Source organism: Nonomuraea sp. NPDC050556, assembly GCF_044457355.1.
In the GTDB taxonomy this organism is placed as follows: Bacteria; Actinomycetota; Actinomycetes; order Streptosporangiales; family Streptosporangiaceae; genus Nonomuraea.
Map to the genome: position 1 here is coordinate 1,166,023 of NZ_JBITGU010000002.1, position 21,668 is coordinate 1,187,690.

22 protein-coding genes are annotated in these 21,668 nt (G+C 69.9%); 13 read left to right on the forward strand and 9 right to left on the reverse strand.

Going from position 1 to position 21,668, the window contains the following annotated elements; translation table 11 throughout:
- Positions 1–20: 20 nt before the first annotated feature.
- From ACIBG8_RS23505 to ACIBG8_RS23515, 3 genes are all read left to right on the forward strand, one after another.
- On the forward strand, positions 21–1,586 hold the full coding sequence (locus ACIBG8_RS23505) for an acyl-CoA carboxylase subunit beta (RefSeq protein ID WP_397345047.1): 1,566 nt from the start codon (positions 21–23) through the stop codon (positions 1,584–1,586).
- Positions 1,583–1,777 carry an acyl-CoA carboxylase subunit epsilon gene (locus ACIBG8_RS23510; RefSeq protein WP_397345048.1) on the forward strand — a complete coding sequence of 65 codons (195 nt, stop codon included), beginning with the start codon at positions 1,583–1,585 and terminating at the stop codon, positions 1,775–1,777. The genes ACIBG8_RS23505 and ACIBG8_RS23510 overlap by 4 nt, the downstream gene beginning before the upstream one ends.
- Before the next feature lie 106 nt (positions 1,778–1,883).
- Positions 1,884–2,837: an NYN domain-containing protein gene (locus ACIBG8_RS23515; RefSeq protein ID WP_397345049.1), complete on the forward strand. Its 954-nt coding sequence runs from the start codon at positions 1,884–1,886 to the stop codon at positions 2,835–2,837.
- A gap of 113 nt (positions 2,838–2,950) precedes the next feature.
- On the opposite strand, the gene ACIBG8_RS23520 is transcribed toward ACIBG8_RS23515, so the two are convergent.
- Positions 2,951–3,856 carry a helix-turn-helix transcriptional regulator gene (locus ACIBG8_RS23520; RefSeq protein ID WP_397345050.1) on the reverse strand — a complete coding sequence of 302 codons (906 nt, stop codon included), beginning with the start codon at positions 3,854–3,856 and terminating at the stop codon, positions 2,951–2,953.
- 55 nt (positions 3,857–3,911) lie between these two features.
- Here ACIBG8_RS23520 and ACIBG8_RS23525 point away from each other — a divergent pair, with 55 nt between their 5' ends.
- The 3 genes from ACIBG8_RS23525 (at position 3,912) to ACIBG8_RS23535 (ending at position 7,591) form a co-directional block, all read left to right on the forward strand.
- Positions 3,912–4,769, forward strand: coding sequence for an NAD(P)H-binding protein (locus ACIBG8_RS23525; RefSeq protein WP_397345051.1), 858 nt, complete (start codon positions 3,912–3,914; stop codon positions 4,767–4,769).
- Between the two features lie 155 nt (positions 4,770–4,924).
- The gene (locus tag ACIBG8_RS23530) at positions 4,925–6,442 is read left to right on the forward strand and encodes a GMC oxidoreductase (protein WP_397345052.1); all 1,518 of its coding nucleotides are present in this window, start codon (positions 4,925–4,927) and stop codon (positions 6,440–6,442) included.
- A gap of 75 nt (positions 6,443–6,517) precedes the next feature.
- Positions 6,518–7,591, forward strand: coding sequence for an amidohydrolase family protein (locus ACIBG8_RS23535; protein WP_397345053.1), 1,074 nt, complete (start codon positions 6,518–6,520; stop codon positions 7,589–7,591).
- 42 nt (positions 7,592–7,633) lie between these two features.
- Here the strand turns inward: ACIBG8_RS23535 and ACIBG8_RS23540 are convergent, their stop codons facing one another.
- Positions 7,634–8,116, reverse strand: a complete 483-nt coding sequence (locus tag ACIBG8_RS23540) for a MarR family winged helix-turn-helix transcriptional regulator (protein WP_397345055.1) — start codon at positions 8,114–8,116, stop codon at positions 7,634–7,636.
- An 8-nt stretch (positions 8,117–8,124) separates the two neighbouring features.
- A complete protein-coding gene (locus tag ACIBG8_RS23545) occupies positions 8,125–9,090 on the reverse strand; it encodes a DUF5937 family protein (protein WP_397345056.1) in 966 nt (321 codons plus the stop codon).
- 46 nt (positions 9,091–9,136) lie between these two features.
- Between ACIBG8_RS23545 and ACIBG8_RS23550 the strand changes: the two genes are divergently transcribed.
- The 3 genes from ACIBG8_RS23550 to ACIBG8_RS23560 are packed head-to-tail and all read left to right on the forward strand — an operon-like array spanning position 9,137 to position 12,408.
- Positions 9,137–10,342, forward strand: coding sequence for an MFS transporter (locus tag ACIBG8_RS23550; RefSeq protein WP_397345057.1), 1,206 nt, complete (start codon positions 9,137–9,139; stop codon positions 10,340–10,342).
- Between the two features lie 51 nt (positions 10,343–10,393).
- Positions 10,394–11,911, forward strand: coding sequence for a DNA-3-methyladenine glycosylase 2 family protein (locus ACIBG8_RS23555; protein WP_397345058.1), 1,518 nt, complete (start codon positions 10,394–10,396; stop codon positions 11,909–11,911).
- Entirely contained in the window at positions 11,908–12,408 is a 501-nt protein-coding gene (locus ACIBG8_RS23560) for a methylated-DNA--[protein]-cysteine S-methyltransferase (protein WP_397345059.1), read from the forward strand. The genes ACIBG8_RS23555 and ACIBG8_RS23560 overlap by 4 nt, the downstream gene beginning before the upstream one ends.
- Positions 12,409–12,447: 39 nt before the next feature.
- Here the strand turns inward: ACIBG8_RS23560 and ACIBG8_RS23565 are convergent, their stop codons facing one another.
- On the reverse strand, positions 12,448–13,608 hold the full coding sequence (locus ACIBG8_RS23565) for an MFS transporter (RefSeq protein ID WP_397345060.1): 1,161 nt from the start codon (positions 13,606–13,608) through the stop codon (positions 12,448–12,450).
- An 82-nt stretch (positions 13,609–13,690) separates the two neighbouring features.
- Between ACIBG8_RS23565 and ACIBG8_RS23570 the strand changes: the two genes are divergently transcribed.
- Entirely contained in the window at positions 13,691–14,122 is a 432-nt protein-coding gene (locus tag ACIBG8_RS23570) for a MarR family winged helix-turn-helix transcriptional regulator (protein ID WP_397345061.1), read from the forward strand.
- Here ACIBG8_RS23570 and ACIBG8_RS23575 read toward each other — a convergent pair.
- A complete protein-coding gene (locus ACIBG8_RS23575) occupies positions 14,112–14,555 on the reverse strand; it encodes an Lrp/AsnC family transcriptional regulator (protein ID WP_397345062.1) in 444 nt (147 codons plus the stop codon). The genes ACIBG8_RS23570 and ACIBG8_RS23575 overlap by 11 nt on opposite strands.
- A 94-nt stretch (positions 14,556–14,649) precedes the next feature.
- Between ACIBG8_RS23575 and ACIBG8_RS23580 the strand changes: the two genes are divergently transcribed.
- The gene (locus tag ACIBG8_RS23580; RefSeq protein WP_397345063.1) at positions 14,650–15,462 is read left to right on the forward strand and encodes an LLM class flavin-dependent oxidoreductase; all 813 of its coding nucleotides are present in this window, start codon (positions 14,650–14,652) and stop codon (positions 15,460–15,462) included.
- Complete coding sequence (locus ACIBG8_RS23585; protein WP_397345064.1) at positions 15,459–15,869, forward strand: nucleoside deaminase; 411 nt, start codon at positions 15,459–15,461, stop codon at positions 15,867–15,869. The genes ACIBG8_RS23580 and ACIBG8_RS23585 overlap by 4 nt, the downstream gene beginning before the upstream one ends.
- Here the strand turns inward: ACIBG8_RS23585 and ACIBG8_RS23590 are convergent.
- Entirely contained in the window at positions 15,769–16,704 is a 936-nt protein-coding gene (locus ACIBG8_RS23590; RefSeq protein WP_397345065.1) for an EamA family transporter, read from the reverse strand. The two genes, ACIBG8_RS23585 and ACIBG8_RS23590, sit on opposite strands and share 101 nt — an antisense overlap.
- 81 nt (positions 16,705–16,785) lie before the next feature.
- On the opposite strand from ACIBG8_RS23590, the gene ACIBG8_RS23595 reads away from it, so the two are divergent.
- Positions 16,786–17,289, forward strand: a complete 504-nt coding sequence (locus tag ACIBG8_RS23595; protein WP_397345066.1) for a MarR family winged helix-turn-helix transcriptional regulator — start codon at positions 16,786–16,788, stop codon at positions 17,287–17,289.
- Here the strand turns inward: ACIBG8_RS23595 and ACIBG8_RS23600 are convergent.
- From ACIBG8_RS23600 to ACIBG8_RS23610, 3 genes are all read right to left on the reverse strand, one after another.
- Positions 17,279–18,196 carry a hypothetical protein gene (locus ACIBG8_RS23600; protein ID WP_397345067.1) on the reverse strand — a complete coding sequence of 306 codons (918 nt, stop codon included), beginning with the start codon at positions 18,194–18,196 and terminating at the stop codon, positions 17,279–17,281. The two genes, ACIBG8_RS23595 and ACIBG8_RS23600, sit on opposite strands and share 11 nt — an antisense overlap.
- On the reverse strand, positions 18,193–18,759 hold the full coding sequence (locus tag ACIBG8_RS23605; RefSeq protein WP_397345068.1) for a hypothetical protein: 567 nt from the start codon (positions 18,757–18,759) through the stop codon (positions 18,193–18,195). Before ACIBG8_RS23605 ends, ACIBG8_RS23600 begins: the two co-directional genes overlap by 4 nt.
- Before the next feature lie 61 nt (positions 18,760–18,820).
- Positions 18,821–21,637: a BTAD domain-containing putative transcriptional regulator gene (locus ACIBG8_RS23610; protein WP_397345069.1), complete on the reverse strand. Its 2,817-nt coding sequence runs from the start codon at positions 21,635–21,637 to the stop codon at positions 18,821–18,823.
- Positions 21,638–21,668 lie beyond the last annotated feature (31 nt).

Here is a 21,668-nt window from a genome sequence, read left to right on the forward strand (position 1 = left end):
CTAGTGACTACTCTTACGCCATGACCGCCGCGGATATTCACACTACGGCAGGCAAGATCGCCGACCTGGAGCGAAGGCTCGACGAAGCCGCGCACGCAGGATCGGCTGCGGCCGTGGAGAAGCAGCACGCCAGGGGCAAGATGACGGCGCGCGAGCGGGTGCTCGCGCTGCTCGACAAGGACTCGTTCGTGGAGTTCGACGAGTTCGCCAGGCACCGCTCCACGATGTTCGGCCTGTCCGAGAGGCGCCCCTATTCGGACGGCGTCATCACCGGTTATGGGACCGTCGACGGCCGCCAGGTGTGCGTCTTCTCACAGGACGTGACCATCTTCGGCGGCTCGCTCGGCGAGGTGTACGGCGAGAAGATCGTGAAGATCCTCGACATGGCGGTGAAGACCGGCTGCCCGATCATCGGGATCAACGAGGGCGGCGGGGCGCGCATCCAGGAGGGCGTGGTGGCGCTCGGCCTCTACGCGGAGATCTTCAAGCGCAACGTGCACGCGTCCGGGGTGATCCCGCAGATCTCGCTGATCATGGGTGCCGCGGCGGGCGGTCACGTGTACTCCCCCGCGCTGACGGACTTCGTGGTGATGGTCGACCAGACCTCGCACATGTTCATCACCGGGCCGGACGTCATCAAGACGGTCACCGGCGAGGAGGTGACGTTCGAGGAGCTCGGCGGGGCGCACACGCACAACACCAAGTCGGGCGTCGCGCACTACCTGGCCTCGGACGAGGCGGACGCGCTGGAGTACGTCAAGACGCTGCTGTCGTACCTGCCGTCCAACAACCTGGACGAGGCCCCCTCCTTCGCGACATCCGAGGATTTTTCCCCCGATCTCGACCTGGACACCCTCATCCCCGACTCGGCCAACCAGCCCTACGACATGCACACGGTCATCGAGCACGTGCTCGACGACGGGGAGTTCTGCGAGGTCCAGGCGTTGTTCGCGCCGAATATCGTGGTCGGCTTCGGCCGGATCGACGGGCACTCGGTGGGCGTGGTGGCCAACCAGCCGATGCATTTCGCAGGTTGCTTGGATATTAACGCCTCAGAGAAGGCCGCCCGCTTTATCCGAACATGTGATGCTTTCAATATTCCGGTCGTTACATTTGTCGATGTTCCGGGTTTCCTTCCCGGGACCGACCAGGAATGGAACGGAATCATCCGGCGCGGCGCCAAGCTCCTCTACGCCTACGCCGAGGCCACCGTCCCGCTGGTCACCGTCATCACCCGCAAGGCGTACGGCGGGGCCTACGACGTCATGGGGTCCAAGCACCTCGGCGCCGACATCAACCTGGCCTGGCCCACTGCGCAGATCGCGGTCATGGGCGCGCAGGGCGCGGTCAACATCCTCTACCGGCGCGAACTGGCCGCCTCGGACGACCAGGACGCCGAGCGGGCCAGGCTCGTCACCGAGTACGAGGACACGCTCGCCAATCCCTACATCGCGGCCGAGCGGGGCTACGTGGACGCGGTGATCAAGCCGTCGGAGACCCGGGCGCAGATCGTCAGGGCGCTGCGGGCGCTGCGCAACAAGAGAGCCAGCCTGCCGCCGAAGAAACATGGGAACATCCCACTATGAGCGGCTTTTTGCGAATTGTTCGCGGCAACGCCACGGCTGAGGAGATCGCCGCCCTGGTAGCGGTCCTGACCGCACGCCCTCAGGCGACTCCCGCCCCTCCAGCCCCGCAAACATGGCGAAACCCGGCCCGAGCGATGCGTAAGCCGCTCGTACCTGGGAAGTCGGCTTGGCGTAACAGCGCTCTACCGTAGAGAGATCCCAAGAAACGGGTGTCAACTTCCCCGGGAGTTGGGACTATCTAGAAAAGTAGGCGTATATAGTCAGCCGATCAACTAACGCCGCGGCCTGGAGGACGACATGGCCATCCCAGACCTCACGCCGCATCCTGTGGCAGCGAAGTACGCCGTCCTGGTGGACGTCGGTTATCTCTATGCTGCCGCAGGTGAAGTGCTCCTTGGCGCGAAGGAACGCAAGGAATATCGAGTGGCCGCCGATGAGCTCATCCAGGGGCTCCAGAAACATGCAGAAGCACGTATTTCTGGGGAACTCCTGCGGATCTATTGGTATGACGCAGCTCGTGACCGTGTGCCGACCGTCGACCAGCGGGTCATCGCCCAGCTGCCCTGGGTCAAGGTCCGTCTTGGCAACTTGAACGCGCGCGGCCAGCAGAAGGGCGTCGACGCCCAGATCAGGAGCGACCTGGAGGCGCTGGCCAGGCATCACGCGGTGACCGACACCATCCTGCTGGCCGGGGACGAGGACATGGTGCCCGCCGTCGAGGCCGCGCAGGCCTACGGCGTCCGGATCCACCTTTGGGGGGTCGAACCGCCCTACGGCACCAACCAGGCGGAACGCCTCGTTTGGGAGTCGGACACTGTTGAGGTCATCTCCGCTGATTTCCTGAGGCCCTATTTCAGCCGCGCACCGCAACCCGTGACCGTCGTGCCGCCCGCTGCCGCGGCCACCGCGCCGTCGCCTGCGCAGGTCTTCGCCGGCCGTACGGCTGCGCCCAAGCCCCACGCCAAGCCCGGCCAGGTCGCCAAGCTCGGGCCGTCGCGGCCTCGGGTGGAGGACGTCGGGGAGCACGTGGCGCAGAAGTGGATCCTGACGCGCGGACGGGACAACATCCGCGACCTGCTGCCTGGGCCGATCCTGCCGACGGTCATCGACACGGAGCTGCTGATCGAGGCGGAGAAGGAGCTGGGCCATTCGCTGCGGCCGTACCCGGAGGCGAGGGTGTGGTTGCGTGACGGCTTCTGGGCCCGCGTCTACCGCGAGTTCGACCTCGGCGTCGGCGTCTCCTCCAAGTAGCCCCGCCAGGGCCTCACCTTTCGCGGTCTCGCCGTAAGGCCTTTCGCGTTGCGTTGTGGGGGTCAGAGGGCGTGCAGGTCGTCGGGGTGCGTGGGCTGGGCTTGGGGGTCAGATCATGCTCGAAGGAAGCGACCCCCGAGATCACGAAGGTAGGCGCGGAACTCCTCCGGCTGCAGCACCTCGAAGTCGGCCCCCACAGCGGCCAGGACCAGCGTGGGCCAGTCGAAGTCGTCCACATCCAGGTGCAGGTCACAGGTCTCCGCGTCGACCGGGGCCACCCGCCCGCCGGTCACCGCGACCACCCGCTCCACGGAGGGAGCCGGTGCCCGCATGCGGAGAATGATGGACCATCGCGTGGCGCGGGACCCGAAGCGCGACTCCACGAAGGCCGCGGCGTCGGGCAGGTCGCGGGGCCGGAAGCGGGTTCCGGTCGTGGACGGCCCGGTGAGGCGGTCGAGGCGGAAGATGCGCCAGTCTGCCCGGTCCAGATCCCAGCCGACCAGGTACCAGCGCCGCTTCAGCGAGACCAGCCGATGCGGTTCGACGGTCCGGGGCCGCTCCGAGTAGGTGAAGGTGAGGCGCTCCGCGTCCCGGCACGCCTGGGCGATCGTGGTCAGCGTGCTCGCGTCGACCGATGCGGTCTGAGGGGCGGACGTCGAGGTGGCGAGGCGCAACGCGTCCACCCGCCGGCGCAGGCGGGGCGGCATCACCTGGACGACCTTGGTCAGCGCTCCCAGCGACGTCTCCTCGACCGTGCTCAGCAGGCTCGCCGCGATCGCCACCGCCTCGTCGTCGTCCAGCAGCAGGGGCGGCATCGCCGTACCCGATCGGAGCTGGTACCCACCGGCGACGCCGCGATGGGCGTCGACCGGGTAGCCGAGCTCGCGCAGCCGGTCGATGTCGCGGCGGAGCGTGCGCTCGCTGACGCCGAGCCGTTCGCACAGCTCGGCGCCCGGCCAGTGCCGGTGGTTCTGCAGCAGGGACAGCAGCCGCAGCATCCGCCCGCTCGTGTTCGCCATGACCCAAGGCTATTCCGGCCGGAAAGTGACCGGAATCGCTCCTAGCGTGGACGGCATGAAGATTCTGGTGACAGGAGCGACGGGGATCGTCGGACGCCACGTGGTGGACCAGCTCGTCCGGGCGGGGGTGAGCGTGCGGGCGCTGACCCGAGACCCCGGCGCGGCGCGGCTGCCCGAGGGCGTGGAGGTGGTCAGGGGCGACCTCACCGACGTGGCGAGCGTGGCGTCCGCGATGGAGGGGATCGACCGGATGTACCTCTTCCCGGTCGACGAGACCGCCGCAGCCGTGGTCGAGGCGGCGGAGAAGGCAGGTGTACGGCGGGCCGTGGTCCTTTCCGCCGCCTCGGTGACGGTCGGGCTGCACGCCAGCGCCACCGAGCAGGCGGTCGAGGCGTCGGGCCTGGAGTGGACGCACGTCCGGCCGTGCGGGTTCATGACGAACCTCCTCCAGGTCTGGGCCCCGGGCATCAGGTCGGAGCGCGTGGTGCGGTACCCGTTCGCCGACGAGCCGATGAACCTGATCCACGAGGCGGACATCGCCGCGGTCGCCGTGGCCGCGCTGCTGGAGGACGGGCATCACGGCAGGGCGTACACGCTGACGGGTCCCGGGCTGGTGACCGTACGCGAGCAGGTCGCGGCCATCGAGGCGGCGCTCGGCGAGGAGGTCCGCTACGAGGAGGTCAGCAGGGAGCGGGCGCGCGAGCTGATGAAGGCCCAGGGCGGGTTCGCCGCCGCCTCGGCCGACCTGCTGCTCGGCTTCGTCGAGTACGGCGGAGCCGAGGCACAGGGCGGTTACGCCGACCAGGACTGGTCGGCGTTGATGCGCGTCTGGCCCGACGTGGAGCTGGTCACCGGGCGGCCGCCGCACAGTTACGCCACCTGGGCACGCGACCACGTCGCCGACTTCCGGTAGACGCTGGCGCTCCAGGTTCAGCGGGGTAGTGCCAAGCCGTGCACAAGAGGATAGAACTTGTTCTAATTCCATCCGAGAGTGAGGTAACTCACATGCACACAGGCGTATCACGCCGCGGATTCATCGCAGGAACAGGTTCCATCTTCGGGCTCGCCATGCTCCCCGGAAGAGCGCAGGCGAGCCCACCGGCCCACGTCCAGGCCCTCGTCGTCGGCACCGGTTACGGCGGAGCCGTGGCCGCGCTGCGTCTCGCCCAGGCGGGCGTGGACGTGCACATGGTGGAGATGGGCATGGCCTGGGACATCCCGGGCCCCGACGGCAAGATCTTCTGCAACACCCTCCAGCCCGACCACCGCTCCTACTGGCTGCGGACCAGGACCAAGGCGCCGCTCAACTACTTCCTCGGCTTCCCCATCGACAGGGACATCTCCCGCTACACCGGCGTCCTCGACGCGGAGGACTTCGGCGGCATCACGGTCTACCAGGGCCGCGGCGTCGGCGGCGGCTCGCTGGTCAACGGCGGCATGGCCGTCACCCCCAAGCGCGAGAACTTCAGCGCCGTGCTCCCGACGGTGAACGCCGACGAGATGTACAACGTCTACTACCCGCGCGCCAACGCCGGGCTCGGCGTGGGCCTCATCGACCCCGCCTGGTTCGACACGACCGCCTGCTACCAGTTCGCCAGGGTGGGGCGGAAACACGCCCAGCGCTCCGGCTTCCCGTGGACGTTCGTGCCCGACGTCTACGACTGGGACTACATGAAGCAGGAGGCAGCGGGCACCGTACCCAAGTCCGCCCTGGCCGGAGAGATCCTCTACGGCAACAACGCGGGCAAGAAGTCGCTGCAGAAGACCTACCTCGCGCAGGCCAAGGCCACGGGCAGGGTCACCATCTCGGCCCTGCACAAGGTCACCTCGGTCAGCCCGGCAGGAGGCGGCGGCTACGCGGTCGTCATCGACCAGCTCAACACCAGCGGCGACACCACCGGCACCATCACCGTCACCGCCGACCGCGTCTTCTTCGCCGCGGGCAGCGTCGGGACGAGCAAGCTGCTGGTCAAGCTCAAGGCCACCGGCGCGCTGCCCAACCTCAACGGCGAGGTCGGCAGGGGCTGGGGCGACAACGGCAACGTCATGTGCGGCCGCGCCAACCACCTGTGGGACCCGACGGGCAAGCTGCAGTCGACCATCCCCTGCTCGGGCATCGACAACTGGGCGGCGGGCGGCGCGTTCGCCGAGGTCGCGCCGCTGCCGACGGGGATCGAGACGTACGCGTCGTTCTACCTGTCGATCACCAAGAACCCGAACCGCGCCCAGTTCACCTACAACCCCTCGACCGGGCAGGTGGAGCTGAACTGGCAGACGGCGTGGAAGCAGCCCTCGATCGACATGGCGAAGACCATCTTCGACAAGATCAACTCCAAGGAGGGGACGATCTACCGGACCGACCTCTTCGGCGTCTACAAGATCTGGGGCGACCACCTCACCTACCACCCGCTCGGCGGCGCCGTCCTCGGCAAGGCCACCGACAACTACGGCCGCCTGGCCGGATACCCGGGGCTGTACGTCATCGACGGCTCCCTCATCCCGGGCAACACCAGCGTGAATCCGTTCGTCACCATCACGGCGCTCGCCGAACGGAACATCGAGAAGATCATCTCCACTGATCTGTGACTCGAGGTCGGCCACGGGCGCGTGTGGCCGACATAGTTTGATGCCTAATAGTTTGACTGCTTACTATCTTGCGGTATGCGCACTCTCATCACCGGTGTCCGCGTCTTCGACGGCGAGCGGACCGTGCCCAGCGCCGACGTCCTCATCGATGGCCGCTTCATCGCAGAGCCCGATGACTCCCCCGTGGACGTACGGGTCGACGGCACAGGAAAGACCCTTCTCCCCGGGCTGATCGACGCCCACACGCACGTCTTCGACGGCGACCTGGCTCGTGCCCTGACGTTCGGGGTGACGACCGAGCTGGACATGTTCTGCCTGCCCGGGAACCTGGCCAGGCAGCGGCGACTGGCCATCGGTGACGACGTCGCCGATCTGCGGAGTGCGGGGGTGCTCGCCACTGCGCCTGGGGGGCATCCGAGCCAGTTGATGGCGTCGGCGGGCTCGTACGGCGACGCGGCCGGGCCGTTCGACACCATCGACGATCCGGCCAGGGCTGAGGCCTTCGTGCAGGCGCGGCTTTCTGAGGGCGCCGACTATCTCAAGATCGTCGTGGACAGTAGCCATGGGTTGCCCGTGCTTGCCCCTGCGGTGGTCGTGGCGCTCGTGGAGGCGGGGCACGCGGCGGGGCTGCGGGTGGTCGCGCACGCGGTGACGGTCGGGGACGCTCAGGTCGTGCTCGACGCGGGGGTGGACGGGCTGGCGCATGTGGTTCCTGGGATGGGGGCTTCGCTCGCCTCCAGGGTCGCGTCACAGGGCGTCTTCGTGGTCACCACGCTGGCCTACTTCGAGTCCAGCGCCGTCCCCGGCCTTGACCGGGCGGCGGAGCGGTCGGTGGACGCTGCTCGGGCGTTGCTGGAGGCGGGGGTCCCGCTGCTCGCTGGGACGGACGCCAACCCGTGGGCACCGCGACACGGCTCCAGCCTGCACAGGGAGCTCTTTCTGCTCACCTCAGCGGGCCTCACCCCGTCGCAGGCACTGACCTCAGCCACCAGCGTCACGGCACACCACTTCGGCCTGACCGACAGAGGCAGGATCGCGCCGGGCCTGCGTGCCGACCTTCTGCTCGTGGACGGCGATCCGACCACCGACATCGACGCCACCACCGCCATCACCACCCTCTGGCGCAACGGCATCTACAAAGACGTATGACTAACCACTAAGGATCTTTGAGACCCAAAGGGGGTCTTGGGGTTACCCCAGGGAGGTGAGCATGGTGCGGGTGATGCGGTCGAGGGTGGCTGCGTCGTCGGCGCTCAGATGCTTGGCCAGCCGTTCCAGGTTCGCCGCGTGGTCGGTGACCGTCGCGTCGATGACCCTGCGCCCCTCGTGCGTGAGGGTGACCCGGAAGCTGCGCCGGTCCGTCGCGTCCAGCGTCCGGGAGACCAGCCCCGCCGACTCCAGCCGGTCGATCCGGTTCGTCATCCCCGCGCGCGACATCATCAGCACCGCCGCCAGCTCAGAAGGGATCAGCATGTACGGCGGGCCAGACCGCCGCAGCGCCGCCAGCACGTCGAACTCCCCCGGCCGCAGCCCGTGCCGCGCGAACACCGCCTCGACCTCGTCCTCGATCCGCCGCGTGAGCCGCGCCAGCCGTCCCAGCACCCCCATGGCCGACAGATCAAGATCGGGCCGCTCCCGCCGCCACTCCTCCAGGACCCCGTCGATCGCATCCATGCGAGCAGTTAACCACCAGAGAGCAGCGCTTCCGCGACAGCCGTACGCGCGTAGAGCACGTACCTCCCTGTCCGGTGCGCGGTGCACAACCCGGCCCGGCGCAGCGCGGTGAGGTGCTGGTTGGCGCCCGGCTCGGTGATCCCGGCCCGCTGCGCGAGGGCGCGGGTCGAAGCGGGCTGGTCGAGCGCGGCGAGCAACCCCGCGCGGGTACGGCCCAGCACGGCGGCCAGCGCCTCGGGGGCGGCGAGCTCGCGCCGCTCCCACAACGTGGCGATCCCGCGCGGCGCGTAGCGGAGCGTCGGCTGGTAGGGCGGCGTGGACACGGAGAACACCCGCGGCCAGACGAAGACGGACGGCACCAGCAACAGCCCGAGCCCGCGCAAAGGCCGCACCCCGGATACGAAGCGGTGCTTGACGCGCAACCGGTCGCCGGTCCAGGTCACGGTGTCGTCGAGATCGCTGAGCATCCGCTGCGCGCCGCCCTCGGCGAGCAGCCGGGCGCGATACAGGATCTCCCCTTCGAGCAGTGCCCGGATGCGCGGCCAGTAAGGGGCGATCGCCGCCTCCCAGTAGTCCCCGACCTCCCGCGCCAGCCGTTCGAGCCCCTTGTCCGGATCCGCGTAGAGCGCGTCGAGCCGCTTGGTGCGCGGGCCGCCGACCACGTCCATCTCCCGCCGTACGGTGTCCGCGACGGACCGCATCGTGGCCAGTTCGAGCTCCAGGTCGGGCAGCGACGTCGACGGCGGCGTGCAGGTGAACCCGGCGATCGCGACCGTCGGCACCGGCACCAGATCCGACAGCAGCCGCCAGTCGACGTCCGCCAGCCGCCTGGCCACCTCGTCCGCCCAGGGCCGCAGCAGCGGGTGGGCCGCCGGATCCTTGACCACCCTGGCGCTCGCGACGACCTCGCCGAGCGGGGAGATCGCGAACCTGGTGTTCGCGATGTCCTGTGCGGTGAAGGTCAATTCAAGCATGCCTTAATTGATACCGCCCTCCGGGTGCCGTCTCCAAGCTGGGCCCATGACTTCTTTGCTGCAGGATGTGAGCTTTCGCAACCTCTACCTCGCCTCTGCGGGCAGTGCCTTCGGTGCGCAGGTCGGCTACGTGGCGCTGCCACTGCTGGCGGTGACCGCCCTGCACGCGGGGCCGGGCGAGGTGGGGCTGCTCAGCGGGCTGGGGACCATCGCGGTGCTGCTCGTGGGCCTGCCCGCCGGGGCCTGGGTGGACCGCGTGCGCCGGCGGCCGGTCATGATCGTGGCCGACCTGCTGCGCGCCGCGCTCCTTTTCTCGCTGCCGGTGGCCGCCTGGTTCGGCGGGTTGAGCATGCCGCAGCTCTACGCGGTCGCCGTGTGCACCGGGGTCGGCACGCTCTTCTTCGACGTCGCCTCCATGAGCGTGACGCCGCAGCTCGTCGGCAGGGACCGGCTGACGGCGGCCAACTCGATGCTGGTCGGCACCAATGCGGCCATGGACATCTCGGGGCGCAGCTTCGCCGGGGTCCTGGTCGGCGCGGCCGGTGCGCCGGTGGCGCTGCTGCTGAACGCGGTCACGTACCTGTGGTCCGCGGCGTTCGTGTGGCGGGTCGCGGTGCCCGAGCTGCCCGCTCCCCCGGCGCGCGAGGGCATCGCCGCGCAGATCTCCGAAGGGGTCCGCTTCGTGTTCGGCCACCAGGTCCTGCGGCCGATCCTGCTCATGGGCACGATGACGAACCTGGGCTTCCCGCTCATGTCCGTGCTGCTGCCCATCCTGATCGTCCAGCAGCTCGGCTACCCCGAATGGGTGCTCGGCCTCTTCCTCGCCGTCGGCGGGCTCGGCGTGCTCGCCGGGTCGTCGACCGCGCACGTGGTCGGCAAGAGGCTGGGCAGGGGGCGCGCCGCGTGGCTGCTCAGCCTCGTCACCACCCCGGCCGGGCTGCTCGTGCCGGTCCTGGACGGCGGGGTGTGGATCTGGGTGGCCGCCGCCGCGTGGTTCGTGCTGACGTACCGGACCGGGCTGAACAACGTCCTGCTCGTCAGCTTCCGCCAGGAAGTGACGCCCGACGAGATGCTGGGACGGATGACGGCTACGATGCGACTGCTACTCATGGGCGCGGTCGGCATCGGCGGGCTGCTCGCCGGGATCATCGGCGAGGTGTGGGGGGTGCACGCCGCGATGTGGGCCGGAGCGGCCTTCATGAGCCTCAGCTGGGTGCCGCTCCACTTCTCCTCTCTGCGTGACTCACGTTGAGGTCCGATTTCCGCCAGTCGACCCTCTTTTTCAGCGCGTAGAGTCGTACGCATGTCCCCTGTAGAGCTCGATTTCGACTCCTGTTACCGGGCGGCCTCCGCGCGGGACGCCCGGTTCGACGGGCGCTTCTACACGGCGGTCACGACGACACGCATCTACTGCCGCCCGATCTGCCCGGCGCGTACGCCGGCGTCGCGCAACGTGCGTTTCTACCGGCACGCGGCCTCGGCCGAGGCGGCCGGGTTCCGCCCGTGCAAGCGGTGCCGTCCCGAGCTGTCGCCCGGCGACCCGGGCTGGGACGTGCGCGGCGACCTCGTCGGGCGGGCGCTGCGGCTCATCGACGACGGCGCTGCCGACGACTCCGGCGTGGGCGGGCTGGCCAGGCGGCTGCACATCACCGAGCGGCACCTGCACCGGCTGTTCGTGGCCGAGCTCGGGGTGGGGCCGCTGGCCGTGGCGCGGACGAAGCGGTTGCTGCTGGCCAAGCAGTTGCTGACGGAGACGGCTTTGCCGGTCACGGATGTGGCGTTCGCTGCGGGGTTCGGGAGCGTGCGGCAGTTCAACGCGACGATGCGGGAGACGTACGGGTTCACGCCCAGCGAGCTGCGGGCCACCGCTCGGGGGGCTCGTGAGGTGGGAGGTACGGCGGGCATGCGGCTGCGGCTGCACCGGCGGGAGCCGTACGACGTGGGGTCGATCTTCTCGTTCCTGGCTTCTCGGGCTATTCCCGGGTTGGAGGTGGCTTCCCCCGCCTCCTACAGCCGGTCGGTTCCCGGTGGGACGATCACGTTGACGCCTGTGGACGGGTATATCGCGCTGGACGTGTTGGTGGATGACACTCGGCAGTTGGCGCGGATCGTGGCTCGGGCTCGGCGGTTGCTGGATCTGGACGCTGACCCTGAGGCGATTTCCGAGGCGTTGTCGTTGACGTCTCTTGCGCCGCTGGTCGCCGCTCGGCCTGGGCTCAGGGTGCCTGGGACGTTTGACGGGTTCGAGATCGCTGTTCGTGCTGTTGTGGGGCAGCAGATCTCCGTCGCGGGGGCTCGGACGTTGCTCGGGCGGATCGTGGCAAGGGTTGGGCACCGTTCGGAGACGCCGAGCCCCGCCGTACCCCTTCTCGCCGACGCGGCGTCTGAAGAAGCCCCGCACAAGAGAGAGCTACCGGTGGTCAACCTGCTGGAGCCGACCGGGCCTCAGCCGGACGGCGGGCTGATCTACCTCTTCCCCACGGCCGCCGAGCTGGCCGAGGCGGATCTCAGCGGGATCGGGCTGACGAACCGGCGGGTGGCGACGCTCAGGGAACTCGCCCAGCGGGTCGCCGACGGGGAGATCGACCTCGACGGTGGCCAGGAGCCGGGGCACGCCGTCGCCGAGCTGCTCAAAGTGCCCGGCATCGGCCCCTGGACCGCCAGCTACGTCGCCCTCCGCGCGCTCAGGGATCCAGACGCCTGGCCGCACGGCGATCTCGTGCTCAAGCAACGCATGGCCGCACTAGGCATTCCCGACGACCACATCGAGCGGTGGCGCCCCTGGCGGGCCTACGCCGCCCTGCATCTCTGGAGTTCATGATGATCACCGCACAGATCGAGCCCACCCCCATCGGCCCGCTGTCCCTGCTGGTCCGCGACGGCGTGCTGGTGGCGGCCGGGTTCACCGCCGACCCCACGGCCATGTTCGTACGGCTGCCGCAGGACCTCCAGCGCGAGGGCCTCGAGGTCGTCGACGACCTGGGCGAGGTCACCCGGTCGGTACGCGCGTACCTCGCCGGAGACCTGGACGCGCTCGACACCGTCCCGGTGGAGCAGCCGGGCACGCCCACGAGGAAGAAGCTGCACGAGGCGCTGCGCGAGGTCAAGGCGGGCACCACGGTGTCCTACGCCGAGCTGGCCGAGCGCGCCGGGATGCCGAAGACGGCGGCGCGGGCGGCGGGGTCGGCGTGCGCGCAGAACCTCATCGCGCCGTTCGTCCCGTGCCACCGGGTGCTGCCCGCCTCGGGCGGATTCGGCGGCTACTACTACGGCACCCACGTCAAGGAGTGGCTGCTCGCCCACGAGGCGGGCCGGTAGAAAAGCGCAGGGGCCCGGGAAGTACCGGGCCCCTGAGGTTCATGCCGTGACCAGTGCGTGGCGGCGGGCCTGGAGGCCTGCGATGCCCGCCACCCCGAGCCCCACGACCCCCAGCACGGCGGCCGTCCAAGCGGGAGCCACGTACCCGAGCCCCGCGTCGATCGTCAGCCCGGCCACGAACGACCCCAGCGCGTTGCCCACGTTGAAGGCCCCGATGTTCGCAGCGGACGCCAGCAGCGGCGCCCCGGCAGCGGCATCCAGCACCCGCGTCTGCAGCGGCGAAGCAGTGGCGAACCCGGCAGCGCCGAACAGCATGATCGCCACCACGAACGCGATCTGGTTGCCCGCCACCAGCGCCACCACGACCGACAGCCCGGCCAGCAGAGCGACGGACCCGTAGATCGCGGGCATGACCGCCCGGTCGGCGAGCTTCCCCCCGACCAGGTTCCCCACCACGAGCCCCACGCCGAAGAGCGCCATCACGACAGGCACCGCACCGGGCGAGAACCCACCGACCCCGGTCATGATCGGCGCGATGAAGGTGATGATCGCGAAGACGGGCGCGAATCCGAACACGGTCATCGCCAGGGCCAGCCAGACGCTGCCCTTCTTGAACGTCGCCAGCTCACCCCTGATCCCGGCGCCCTCGGGCCGCGGCTGCCTGGGCACCAGCGCGATCACCCCGATCAGCGCCACGATGCCGATCCCCACGACCACCCAGAACGTGGAGCGCCAGCCGAACGCCTGCCCGATCCACGTCCCCAAAGGCACCCCGACCACGTTGGCCAGCGTCAACCCGGTGAACATCAACGCGATCGCGCTCGCCCGCTTCTGCGGTGCGACAAGGTCGGCGGCGACCACCGAGCCGACCCCGAAGTACGCGCCGTGCGCGAAGGCGGCCAGGAAACGCCCGACCATCAGCACGCCGTACGAGGGAGCGAGGGCGGACAGCAGGTTGCCCGCTATGAACAACCCCATCAGAGCGATCAACATGGTCTTGCGCGGCAACCGGGCGCCCAGCATGGTCAACGGCGGTCCGCCGATCGCCACACCGATCGCGTATCCGGACACGAGCAACCCAGCGGCAGGGATCGTCATTCCGAAGTCGTCGGCCAGCTCGGGCAGCAGGCCGTTGATGATGAACTCCGTCGTGCCGATGCCGAAGGCGCTGATCGCCAGGGCGAACAGGGCGAGAGGCATAGAATACTCCTAGAAGCCGTTAGTCAGCGTGTGCATTAGTTGCACACGCCGACTATATGCCCGAACAAGGAGGAGGCGTCAAATGTCCCTGCCCGACGACGCCGTCGAGGCGCGCGCCCAAGGCTGGCGCACGCTCGCCGCACTGCACGGCCGCATCGAGGAGCGCCTGGAGAAGGCGCTGCAGAAGGACCACGACCTGAGCGTCAGCGAGTACACCGTGCTCGACGTGCTGGCCAGGCAGGACGGCTGGTACATGCGCATGCAGCAGCTCGCCAGGGCCGTGGCGCTCAGCCAGAGCGCGACGACCAGGCTCGTGACGCGGCTGGAGGCGCGCGGGCTGCTCTCGCGCTACCTGTGCCCGGACGACCGCAGGGGCATCTACACCGAGGTGACGCAGGCGGGCGGCGAGTTGCTCGCCCTGGCCAGGCCGACCCACGACGAGGTGCTCAAGCTGGTCCTCGCCGAGTCCGCCGAGATCCCGGAGCTCGCGCCCCTGGTGGCGGTCATCGCCTAGGGCCCCGGTAGGAGAGCGGCTGGCTGTAGACGATGCTGGTCGCCGTGCTGCCGAACGCGGCCAGCTCGTTGACGACCTGCTCCAGGTGCGGCATCGAGGTGGCCGCGATCTTGAGCTGGTAGCAGTCGTCGCCCGTGGTGCGCAGGCACTCCAGGATCTCGGTGCGCTCGGCGAGCAGGCGGTGCAGCGGCTCGTGCTTGCTGCCCGGATACTTCAGCCGCACCACCGCCAGGATGGGCAGGCCGACGGCCGCGAGGTCGATCTCGGCGCGGTAGGCGGTGATGACGCCGAGCGACTCCAGGCGCCTGACCCGTTCCGTCGTGGCCGAGGCGCTGAGGTTGATCCGCTTGCCGAGCTCGGTGAGCGGCAGGCGGCCGTCGTTCTGCAGCTCGGCGAGGATCGTCCAGTCGGTCGCGTCGAGATTCTCGGCCATGCGGCGAATCTACCGGGAAAATCCCTTCAAACAGCCATAAAGGCCGTTAGGTCTGTCTTCTGGGCTTCACGCGGGCCTGGATAGCCTGGTCCGCATGGAACTGGGAGTGAACGTGCCGAACTTCGGGCCGGGCACCGACCCCGGCCGCCTGCGCGCGTGGGCGCAGACGGTCGAGGGGCTGGGCTTCGACCTGCTGATGGTGTCCGACCACGTGGTCATCACGCCGGACGTGGCCGAGCAGTACCCGGCTCCGTTCTACGAGCCGTTCACGACGCTGTCGTGGCTGGCGGGGATCACCCAGCGGGTACGGCTGGGCACGACCGTGCTGATCGTGCCCTACCGCCACCCCCTGCTGGTGGCGCGCATGGCGGCCAACCTGAACCAGCTCTCCGGCGGCCGGTTGGTCCTGGGCGTCGGCGTGGGCTGGGCGCGTCAGGAGTTCGAGGCGCTGGGCCAGCGCGTCGAGCGGCGCGGGCGGCAGACCGACGAGTCGCTGGACACGATCAGGGCCGCGCTGGCCAACACCGAGGACTACGGGAAGGGCGACATCCCTATCTGGGTGGGCGGCAACAGCGACGTCGCCGTACGGCGGGCCGTACGCGTGGGCGACGCCTGGCACCCGCTGCGCTTCCGCCTCAGCCGGGTGCGGGAGGTGCTGGAGCGGGAGACGGCGCTGCCCGGTTTCGCCCCGCGCATCGCCCTGCGGTTCACCGACGCCCCGATCACCGATCCCGACCGCCTGGCCGGGCACGGAACGACCGAACAGGTCGCCGCCGACCTGGAGGAACTGCGCCGGCTCGGCGCCCAGTCCATCGTGTTCGACCCGTTCAACGACGACCCGGACGAGACGCTCCACCCGGAAACGGCCTGGCGCGCGCTCGCGACCGTGAAGGAACTGCTCTCATGAACTTCCTGCGCCGCGCCATCGAACTGTCCGCCCTCGCCAGGAAGAACGGCAACCCGCCGTTCGGCTCGCTGCTCGTCGGGCCGGACGGCGAGATCCTGGCCGAGGCCCAGAACACCACGATCACCGACAACGACATCAGCGCCCACCCGGAGCTGAAGCTGGCCAGGTGGGCGGCGGCGGAGCTGGACCCGGAGACCGCGGCCGGCACCACGATGTACACGAGCTGCCAGCCCTGCGGCATGTGCACCGGCGCGCTCGCGCGCTCCGGGCTCGGCCACGTCGTCTACGCGATGTCGGGCGACCAGCTCAACGGGCTGAAGCCGAGTGGAGGTTTTCCCGAGGTGCCGCAGACGGGCCCTGAGCTGTTCGACGAGGCCCGGATCCCCGTCGAGGGCTATTACCACTGAGCTGCCCGACGACCAGCGCGCCGAGCGCCACGGCGAACCCGACGATCTGCCACGGGGTGAGCGTCTGCCCCAGGATGAGCAGCCCGGCCAGCGTGGCGACCAGCGGGTTGGTCAGGCCGAGCAGCGAGACCGAGGCGGGCGCGAGCCGGTCGATGCCACGGAACCACAGCGTGTACGCCAGGGCGGTGCCGATCACGCCGAGGTAGGCGAAGCCGAGGACGTTCGTCATCGTCACCGAGGCGGGCAGGCCCTCGACGCCGAGCGTGATCGGCGCCAGGACCAGCCCGCCGATGGTGAGCTGCCAGCCGGTCATCGCCAGCGGCTCGCGCGGCGGGCCCCACTTCTTGGCCAGCACGATCGCCAGCCCCATGAGCGTGGTGGCGACCAGCATGGCGGCGATGCCGAGCGGATCGATCCGCGCCGCGGCGGTCAGCGTGAGCAACGCGACGCCGGCCGTACCCACCAGGGCGGCGCCGAGGACGGCGCGCGAGGTCCGCACGCGCAGGACGACCAGCGAGAGCGCGGTCACGATCAGCGGCTGCACCGAGCCGATCGTCGCGGCGACCCCGCCGGGCAGTCGGTAGGCGGCGAAGAAGATCAACGGGAAGAACGCGCCGAAGTTCAGCAGGCCGAGCACGACGGTCTTCCACCACCAGGAGCCCTGCGGGAGCTTCCTCGTCATGGCCAGCAATACCAGTCCCGCGGGCAGCGCGCGCATCGCGGCCGCGAGCATGGGCCGGTCCGGCGGCAGCAACGTCGTCGTGACCACGTAGGTGGTGCCCCAGCTCGCGGGGGCCAACGCGGTGAGCAAAAGATCACGCCGGATGGTGGCCATGATGATCGCCTCTCATTGATAATCTCAACATTGAGAGATAAGTATCTTAGCGTTGAGACTATTTCCGTTGAGAGGTCACAGATGAGTGACGCCGTTGACGCGGTGATGGAGCAGTGGCGCAAGGAGCGCCCCGAGCTCGACGTCTGGCCGATGGGCGTCGTCGGCCGTCTCTCGCGGCTGTCGCGGCTGCTGGAGCGGGAGCTGAAGGAGTTCTTCGCCGGGCACGGGCTGGAGAACTGGGAGTTCGACGTGCTGGCCACGCTGCGCAGGTCGGGCTCGCCGTACGAGCTGACGGCCGGGGCGCTGCTCAGGTCGGCGATGGTCACCTCGGGGGCCATCACCAACCGCATCGACAGGCTGGAGGCCAAGGGACTGGTCGAGCGGGTGCGCACCGGTCACGACCGGCGCTCGGTCTCCGTCAGGCTCACCCCGCGCGGGCTGGAGATCGTCGACGAGGTCGTCGCGCTGCACGTCGCCAACGAGGCCCGCCTGCTGGCCGCCCTCGACCCGGGCGAGCGTGACCAGCTCGCCGGGTCGATGCGCAAGCTCCTCGAATCGCTGGGAGACGCCCCGCCTACGGCTTGACGTTGCTCTGCACCTCGCCGACCGGCACGTCGCGGGTGGCGCCCACCTGCACCGGGTCGTAGATGAACGGCACGACGTCGTCCTCCACCTCCACCGGCCAGACCGTGGTGACCGTCAGCACGTAGACCTCGCGCGGCTGGTCGACAGACGCGCGCAGGTAGCGCACCCCGCAGGTGAAGTCGGCCCCCTTGGCGTACGGCTTGCCGGACGTGCCGCACTGCTGGCGCACCTCGGCGCGGTCGGCCGTGGTGCCCGCGTCGATCTTGATGTCCTCCAGCGTGGCCGTGACGGTCGCGCTCATGATGCCGGGCAGCGACGCGGTGACCGAGCGGCGCGGCTGCCCGATGCCGTCGAGCCAGACCCACGTCGCCAGGTTCACGTAGCTCTTGGCGTCGGGGTTCAGCTTGATCTTGGGCTCGGGCACGGTCAGCGCGGCGCGGGCGATGTCGGCCAGTTCGGCCAGCGTGATCCCGGCCGGTGGCGTGGTGCCCGGCGGCACCCAGACGAACTGGTCGAGCCCGCCCCAGCAGGCCCTGCCCTTGGCGTCCGCCTCGTTGTAGGCGGGGGTCCACCAGCGGCCCGGCTTGCCGATCTTGTCCTTGAACTGCGCCAGGAACTTCTGGAACTCCGCCTCGGAGCCGTTCGGATGCATCCTGAACCAGTAGGCGCGCACGTCCTCCTGCGTCTTCAGCATGTTCGTCGCGTCCGGCCCAGGTTCGTACCAGCAGGGGCGCTTGAGCTCGTAGCCGTCGCTCCTGCCGCCCTTCACGCCGTTGCCGGTGATGACGATCTTGGAGTTGGAGAGGTTGACGCCTGCCGTACGGCCGTCCTGGAAACCTTCACCGCGCGGGCCCCCGGGATCCAGCAGGAGCAGCGCGGCGGTCACGACCGAGAGCAGGCGGTTCATCTGGCGCATCCCTTCCAGCTGTGGCGGAATCCCTTGATCCGCCACACACCGTCATCGCCGCGGTGCACGACCACGGCCTGGAGGTACGGCTTGCGCGTCCAGGCGGGCGCGCCCTTGGTCAGCCGCAGTCCCGTCTCGTCCACGCAGGCGTTGACCTGGGCGCCGTCGCCGACGACCGCGGTGACGCGCATCGCGTAGACCTTGGCGGTGCCTTTGACCCGCTGCCCGGCGAAGCTCGCCACCCAGTCGTAGGCCTCGCGGGCCGCCGGGTCCTCGACCAGCTCGGTGTAGCCGGTGTCGTCGTCTCCGACGACGGCCCGCCAGGAGGCGAGGTAGTAGTCGGTGAACGCCTTCAGCAACACGGGGTCCGCGCCCACCGGCCGCTCGATGGTCACCGTCATCGTCTTTCCTACCTGGACGGTTTCCGGTGCCGGGGTCGTTTCTTCCGCCACGGGGGGCTTGGCCGGGGCTTCGCGCGGGGTGAACGACCGATCGACGCCGGTGGCCGCACACCCCGCTGTGAGCAGAGCGGCGGCGGCCACCGGTGCGATCAGCCCTCGCATGGAGATCACGCTAGAACCACCGTTTCCCACCGAGCCACCCAGCGGTACGAATCAGCATGAATCATGCGGAGCTCTCCCTGACCACATGGATGCGCCACGACGGCAGCAGCTCGTCGATCAGCGCCTCGGTCTCCGGCGCCATGCCCCCGCCATACGGGTGCGAGGCCGACCTCCTGGTCAGCCCGTCGACCACGGCACGCATCCGCCCCAGATCGCCCGTGGCGTGCGTGGCGCGCAGCAGGTCGCGCCAGAGACCCTCGTCGTCGGCCGCCAGCAGCAGCCCGGCGCGCACGGCCGCGACGGCCTGGTCGGTGTCGCCGTGCGCGAGCCTGATCTCGCACAGCCGGTGCGCCGCGTCCGCGACCCCGGCCATGACGTCGTACTCCAGCTCGTCGGCCGCCAGCCACGCGTAGCGCCCGTGCGGCCGCCCGCTCAGCAGCGGCCCTCTGACCAGCCCGAGCGCCTTCTCGATGAGGACGGCCCGCGCCGTCTCGTCGCCGTGCGACCGGCGTACCAGCTCGCGGAAGAGCGACCAGTCCGTGCGCACGCCGGGCCCGAGCCTGAGGCGGCCCGCCTCGTCGGTGAACAGGTGCTCCTCGCCCAGCCACTCGGCCACCCTGGCGATCGTGGCGTCGCGGACCATCGACTGCACGCCGCGCGGCCACAACACCCCGCCGAGCACCACGGGGTGCACGCCGCCCGGATGCGTGGCCAGGTACACCAGCAGCTCGGTGGCCAGCGTCATCCTGCCCTCTTCCAGGGCGTCCGGGCCGACGATCTCGATCGGGCCGAGCATCCTGACCTCCACGGCGGGAGGTTGCAGCGACTCCAGCGGCTCGGGGTCGGGTACGGCCTCGCCGCCCAACTCCTCGGCCGTGGCGAACAGGTCGACCAGCGCCTTGTAGTGGCGTCGGGGCAGCAGTTGCGCGGTCACCTCGAAGCCGAGCTCGTCGATCCTGGCCTTGCCGTCGTCGGTGACGCGCAGGGTCCAGGTGGCGTGCGGCACCTCCCCGGTCACGACATATCCCGCTGTGTCCTTGCGGGCCAGGGCGGCCAGCCTGCGCGCCTCCTCCTGCGTGGGCGCGACGGCGGACAGCAGGTAGTGGGCGTCGCGCGGGCTGCCGTTGACGCGGCCGGTGAGCACCTCCTGGCGCGGCGCGGCCGTCGCCTCCAGCTCGGGCAGCACCTCTGACAGGCTGGAGACGGCCCTGATCCGGTCGGGGGCGATCGCGGTCAGCTCCTCGCCGAAGCCGACGAGGGTCACCCGCATGCGGTCGGACCAGCGGTTGGTGGCCAGCTCCACGGCGAGCGCCGCCAGGGCGGCGGTGGTCTGGGGGCCGCGCACGTTGATCAGGCCCTGGGCCGCCTCCAGGTCGACGAGCACGCGGCCCTGGCCGTCGGTCCCTAGCGTGACCAGGCCTGGATAGGGAGCGCCGCCCGCCTGCGCGTGCCCATGGTCGCGGCCGCTTCGTGACCCGCTGGCATCGGATTGAGCCTCGCTCCCGGCCCACGAGCTCCTCCGCTCCTCCAGGAGCCTGCCCTCGTGGGCGGCCAGGCGCCAGACCTGGCCGCCGTCCTGGGCCACCCAGGGGGCTGGGGCCTCGGGGTCGGGCGGGTGCACCCAAAGGTCGAGGGTGCGTGACGACAGGTGCGCGCCGTACACGGTGGGGGGCGTGCGGCCCTGGGCGGCCAGTTCGGTGCCGAGGAGGCGCAGGCCGATGTCGAGCATGCGGGTGCCCGGGGCGTCGGCGCCCAGCCTGAGGGCGACCTCGGCCTTGGCGGCGTCGTCTCTGGGGCGGACGACGCGGTGGCCGAAGGCTCGGCGCCAGAGCTGCTCGCGCCTCCTTCTGCCGAGGATGACGAGGAGACCGGCGGCGGCCAGGGAGGCGCCCGCGAGGTAGTCGACGAGGTCGAGCGCGGGGCTCTGCTCCTCGGGCTCCTGCGCGATGGGCTCCTGCGCCTTGGGCTGCTGGGTCTTGGGGGCTTGGGCTGTGGGGGCTTCTGCGGGTGTTTTGACCGGTGTCTTGGTGGGGGTCTTTTCTGGGGTTTTTGTGGGGGTTGCGACTGGGGTTTCTGCGGCTTTGTCGGGCTTTATCGGCTTGTGTTGCTGCCGTTCCTCCTCCGGCGTACCCGGGTGTTGTCTGAGCGTCGTCGCCCGCGCCTGACCCGCCGGGACGACGTGCACGTTGCGCGCGTCGTCCGGCATGTCCAGCACCCAGCCCGGCCGGATCAGGTCGGCCATGTGCAGCCTCGTCCCGTCCGGCTGCTCCTTGTGCTGGTTGAGCCGGTAGATCTCGGGATAGCGCCGCCCGTCCCCCAGGCACTTGTCCGCGATCTCCCACAGGCTCTCGTGGTGCCGCCCGTGTGGCGGCTGCACGACGTACACCTTCTTGGCCTTCTGCGTCTCCATCACCTGCTCGACCACCGGCGCCGCGTAGGCCATCGTCGTCATCCCCTGCGACGGCGGCGGGGCGAGCCTGGCGATGGGCACGGCGACCGCCCCGGCGGTGAACAGCAGCAACACCGCCGAGACGAGCTTGTTGGCCAGCGCCTGCGTCCCCCCGGACAGCGGCACCCTGGCGGGCATCCCGACCCTGCGCACCCCGGCGTACATCTCGACGATCACGCAGACCAGCAGCTGGAACCAGGCCAGCCACACCAGCAGCACCAGCACGGCCACGATCACGCTCGGCCCGAGCCTGGTGGTCAGCAGGTCGAGGTCGAGCAGCTCGGGAGAGACCGGCGGCCCGACGAACCTGAGCAGCGCGTACGGCACGCCGCCCACCAGCGCCACGAGCACGACCAGCGCGCCGAGCCCGGCGAACACGTCACCCGGCGTGCGCTTGGCAGGAATGCGAACAGGCACCCGCCTGGCCATCGGCTCTCCTTCCTTCGTTCCCAGGGTCCGC

What these genes read in the sequence shown, in the direction of transcription:
- ACIBG8_RS23505 (WP_397345047.1), top strand. Translation starts at nt 21, where the DNA reads ATGACCGCCGCGGATATTCACACTACGGCAGGCAAGATCGCCGACCTG.
- ACIBG8_RS23510 (WP_397345048.1), top strand. Translation starts at nt 1,583, where the DNA reads ATGAGCGGCTTTTTGCGAATTGTTCGCGGCAACGCCACGGCTGAGGAG.
- ACIBG8_RS23515 (WP_397345049.1), top strand. Translation starts at nt 1,884, where the DNA reads ATGGCCATCCCAGACCTCACGCCGCATCCTGTGGCAGCGAAGTACGCC.
- ACIBG8_RS23520 (WP_397345050.1), bottom strand. Translation starts at nt 3,856, where the DNA reads ATGGCGAACACGAGCGGGCGGATGCTGCGGCTGCTGTCCCTGCTGCAG.
- ACIBG8_RS23525 (WP_397345051.1), top strand. Translation starts at nt 3,912, where the DNA reads ATGAAGATTCTGGTGACAGGAGCGACGGGGATCGTCGGACGCCACGTG.
- ACIBG8_RS23530 (WP_397345052.1), top strand. Translation starts at nt 4,925, where the DNA reads ATGCTCCCCGGAAGAGCGCAGGCGAGCCCACCGGCCCACGTCCAGGCC.
- ACIBG8_RS23535 (WP_397345053.1), top strand. Translation starts at nt 6,518, where the DNA reads ATGCGCACTCTCATCACCGGTGTCCGCGTCTTCGACGGCGAGCGGACC.
- ACIBG8_RS23540 (WP_397345055.1), bottom strand. Translation starts at nt 8,116, where the DNA reads ATGGATGCGATCGACGGGGTCCTGGAGGAGTGGCGGCGGGAGCGGCCC.
- ACIBG8_RS23545 (WP_397345056.1), bottom strand. Translation starts at nt 9,090, where the DNA reads ATGCTTGAATTGACCTTCACCGCACAGGACATCGCGAACACCAGGTTC.
- ACIBG8_RS23550 (WP_397345057.1), top strand. Translation starts at nt 9,137, where the DNA reads ATGACTTCTTTGCTGCAGGATGTGAGCTTTCGCAACCTCTACCTCGCC.
- ACIBG8_RS23555 (WP_397345058.1), top strand. Translation starts at nt 10,394, where the DNA reads ATGTCCCCTGTAGAGCTCGATTTCGACTCCTGTTACCGGGCGGCCTCC.
- ACIBG8_RS23560 (WP_397345059.1), top strand. Translation starts at nt 11,908, where the DNA reads ATGATGATCACCGCACAGATCGAGCCCACCCCCATCGGCCCGCTGTCC.
- ACIBG8_RS23565 (WP_397345060.1), bottom strand. Translation starts at nt 13,608, where the DNA reads ATGCCTCTCGCCCTGTTCGCCCTGGCGATCAGCGCCTTCGGCATCGGC.
- ACIBG8_RS23570 (WP_397345061.1), top strand. Translation starts at nt 13,691, where the DNA reads ATGTCCCTGCCCGACGACGCCGTCGAGGCGCGCGCCCAAGGCTGGCGC.
- ACIBG8_RS23575 (WP_397345062.1), bottom strand. Translation starts at nt 14,555, where the DNA reads ATGGCCGAGAATCTCGACGCGACCGACTGGACGATCCTCGCCGAGCTG.
- ACIBG8_RS23580 (WP_397345063.1), top strand. Translation starts at nt 14,650, where the DNA reads ATGGAACTGGGAGTGAACGTGCCGAACTTCGGGCCGGGCACCGACCCC.
- ACIBG8_RS23585 (WP_397345064.1), top strand. Translation starts at nt 15,459, where the DNA reads ATGAACTTCCTGCGCCGCGCCATCGAACTGTCCGCCCTCGCCAGGAAG.
- ACIBG8_RS23590 (WP_397345065.1), bottom strand. Translation starts at nt 16,704, where the DNA reads ATGGCCACCATCCGGCGTGATCTTTTGCTCACCGCGTTGGCCCCCGCG.
- ACIBG8_RS23595 (WP_397345066.1), top strand. Translation starts at nt 16,786, where the DNA reads ATGAGTGACGCCGTTGACGCGGTGATGGAGCAGTGGCGCAAGGAGCGC.
- ACIBG8_RS23600 (WP_397345067.1), bottom strand. Translation starts at nt 18,196, where the DNA reads ATGAACCGCCTGCTCTCGGTCGTGACCGCCGCGCTGCTCCTGCTGGAT.
- ACIBG8_RS23605 (WP_397345068.1), bottom strand. Translation starts at nt 18,759, where the DNA reads ATGCGAGGGCTGATCGCACCGGTGGCCGCCGCCGCTCTGCTCACAGCG.
- ACIBG8_RS23610 (WP_397345069.1), bottom strand. Translation starts at nt 21,637, where the DNA reads ATGGCCAGGCGGGTGCCTGTTCGCATTCCTGCCAAGCGCACGCCGGGT.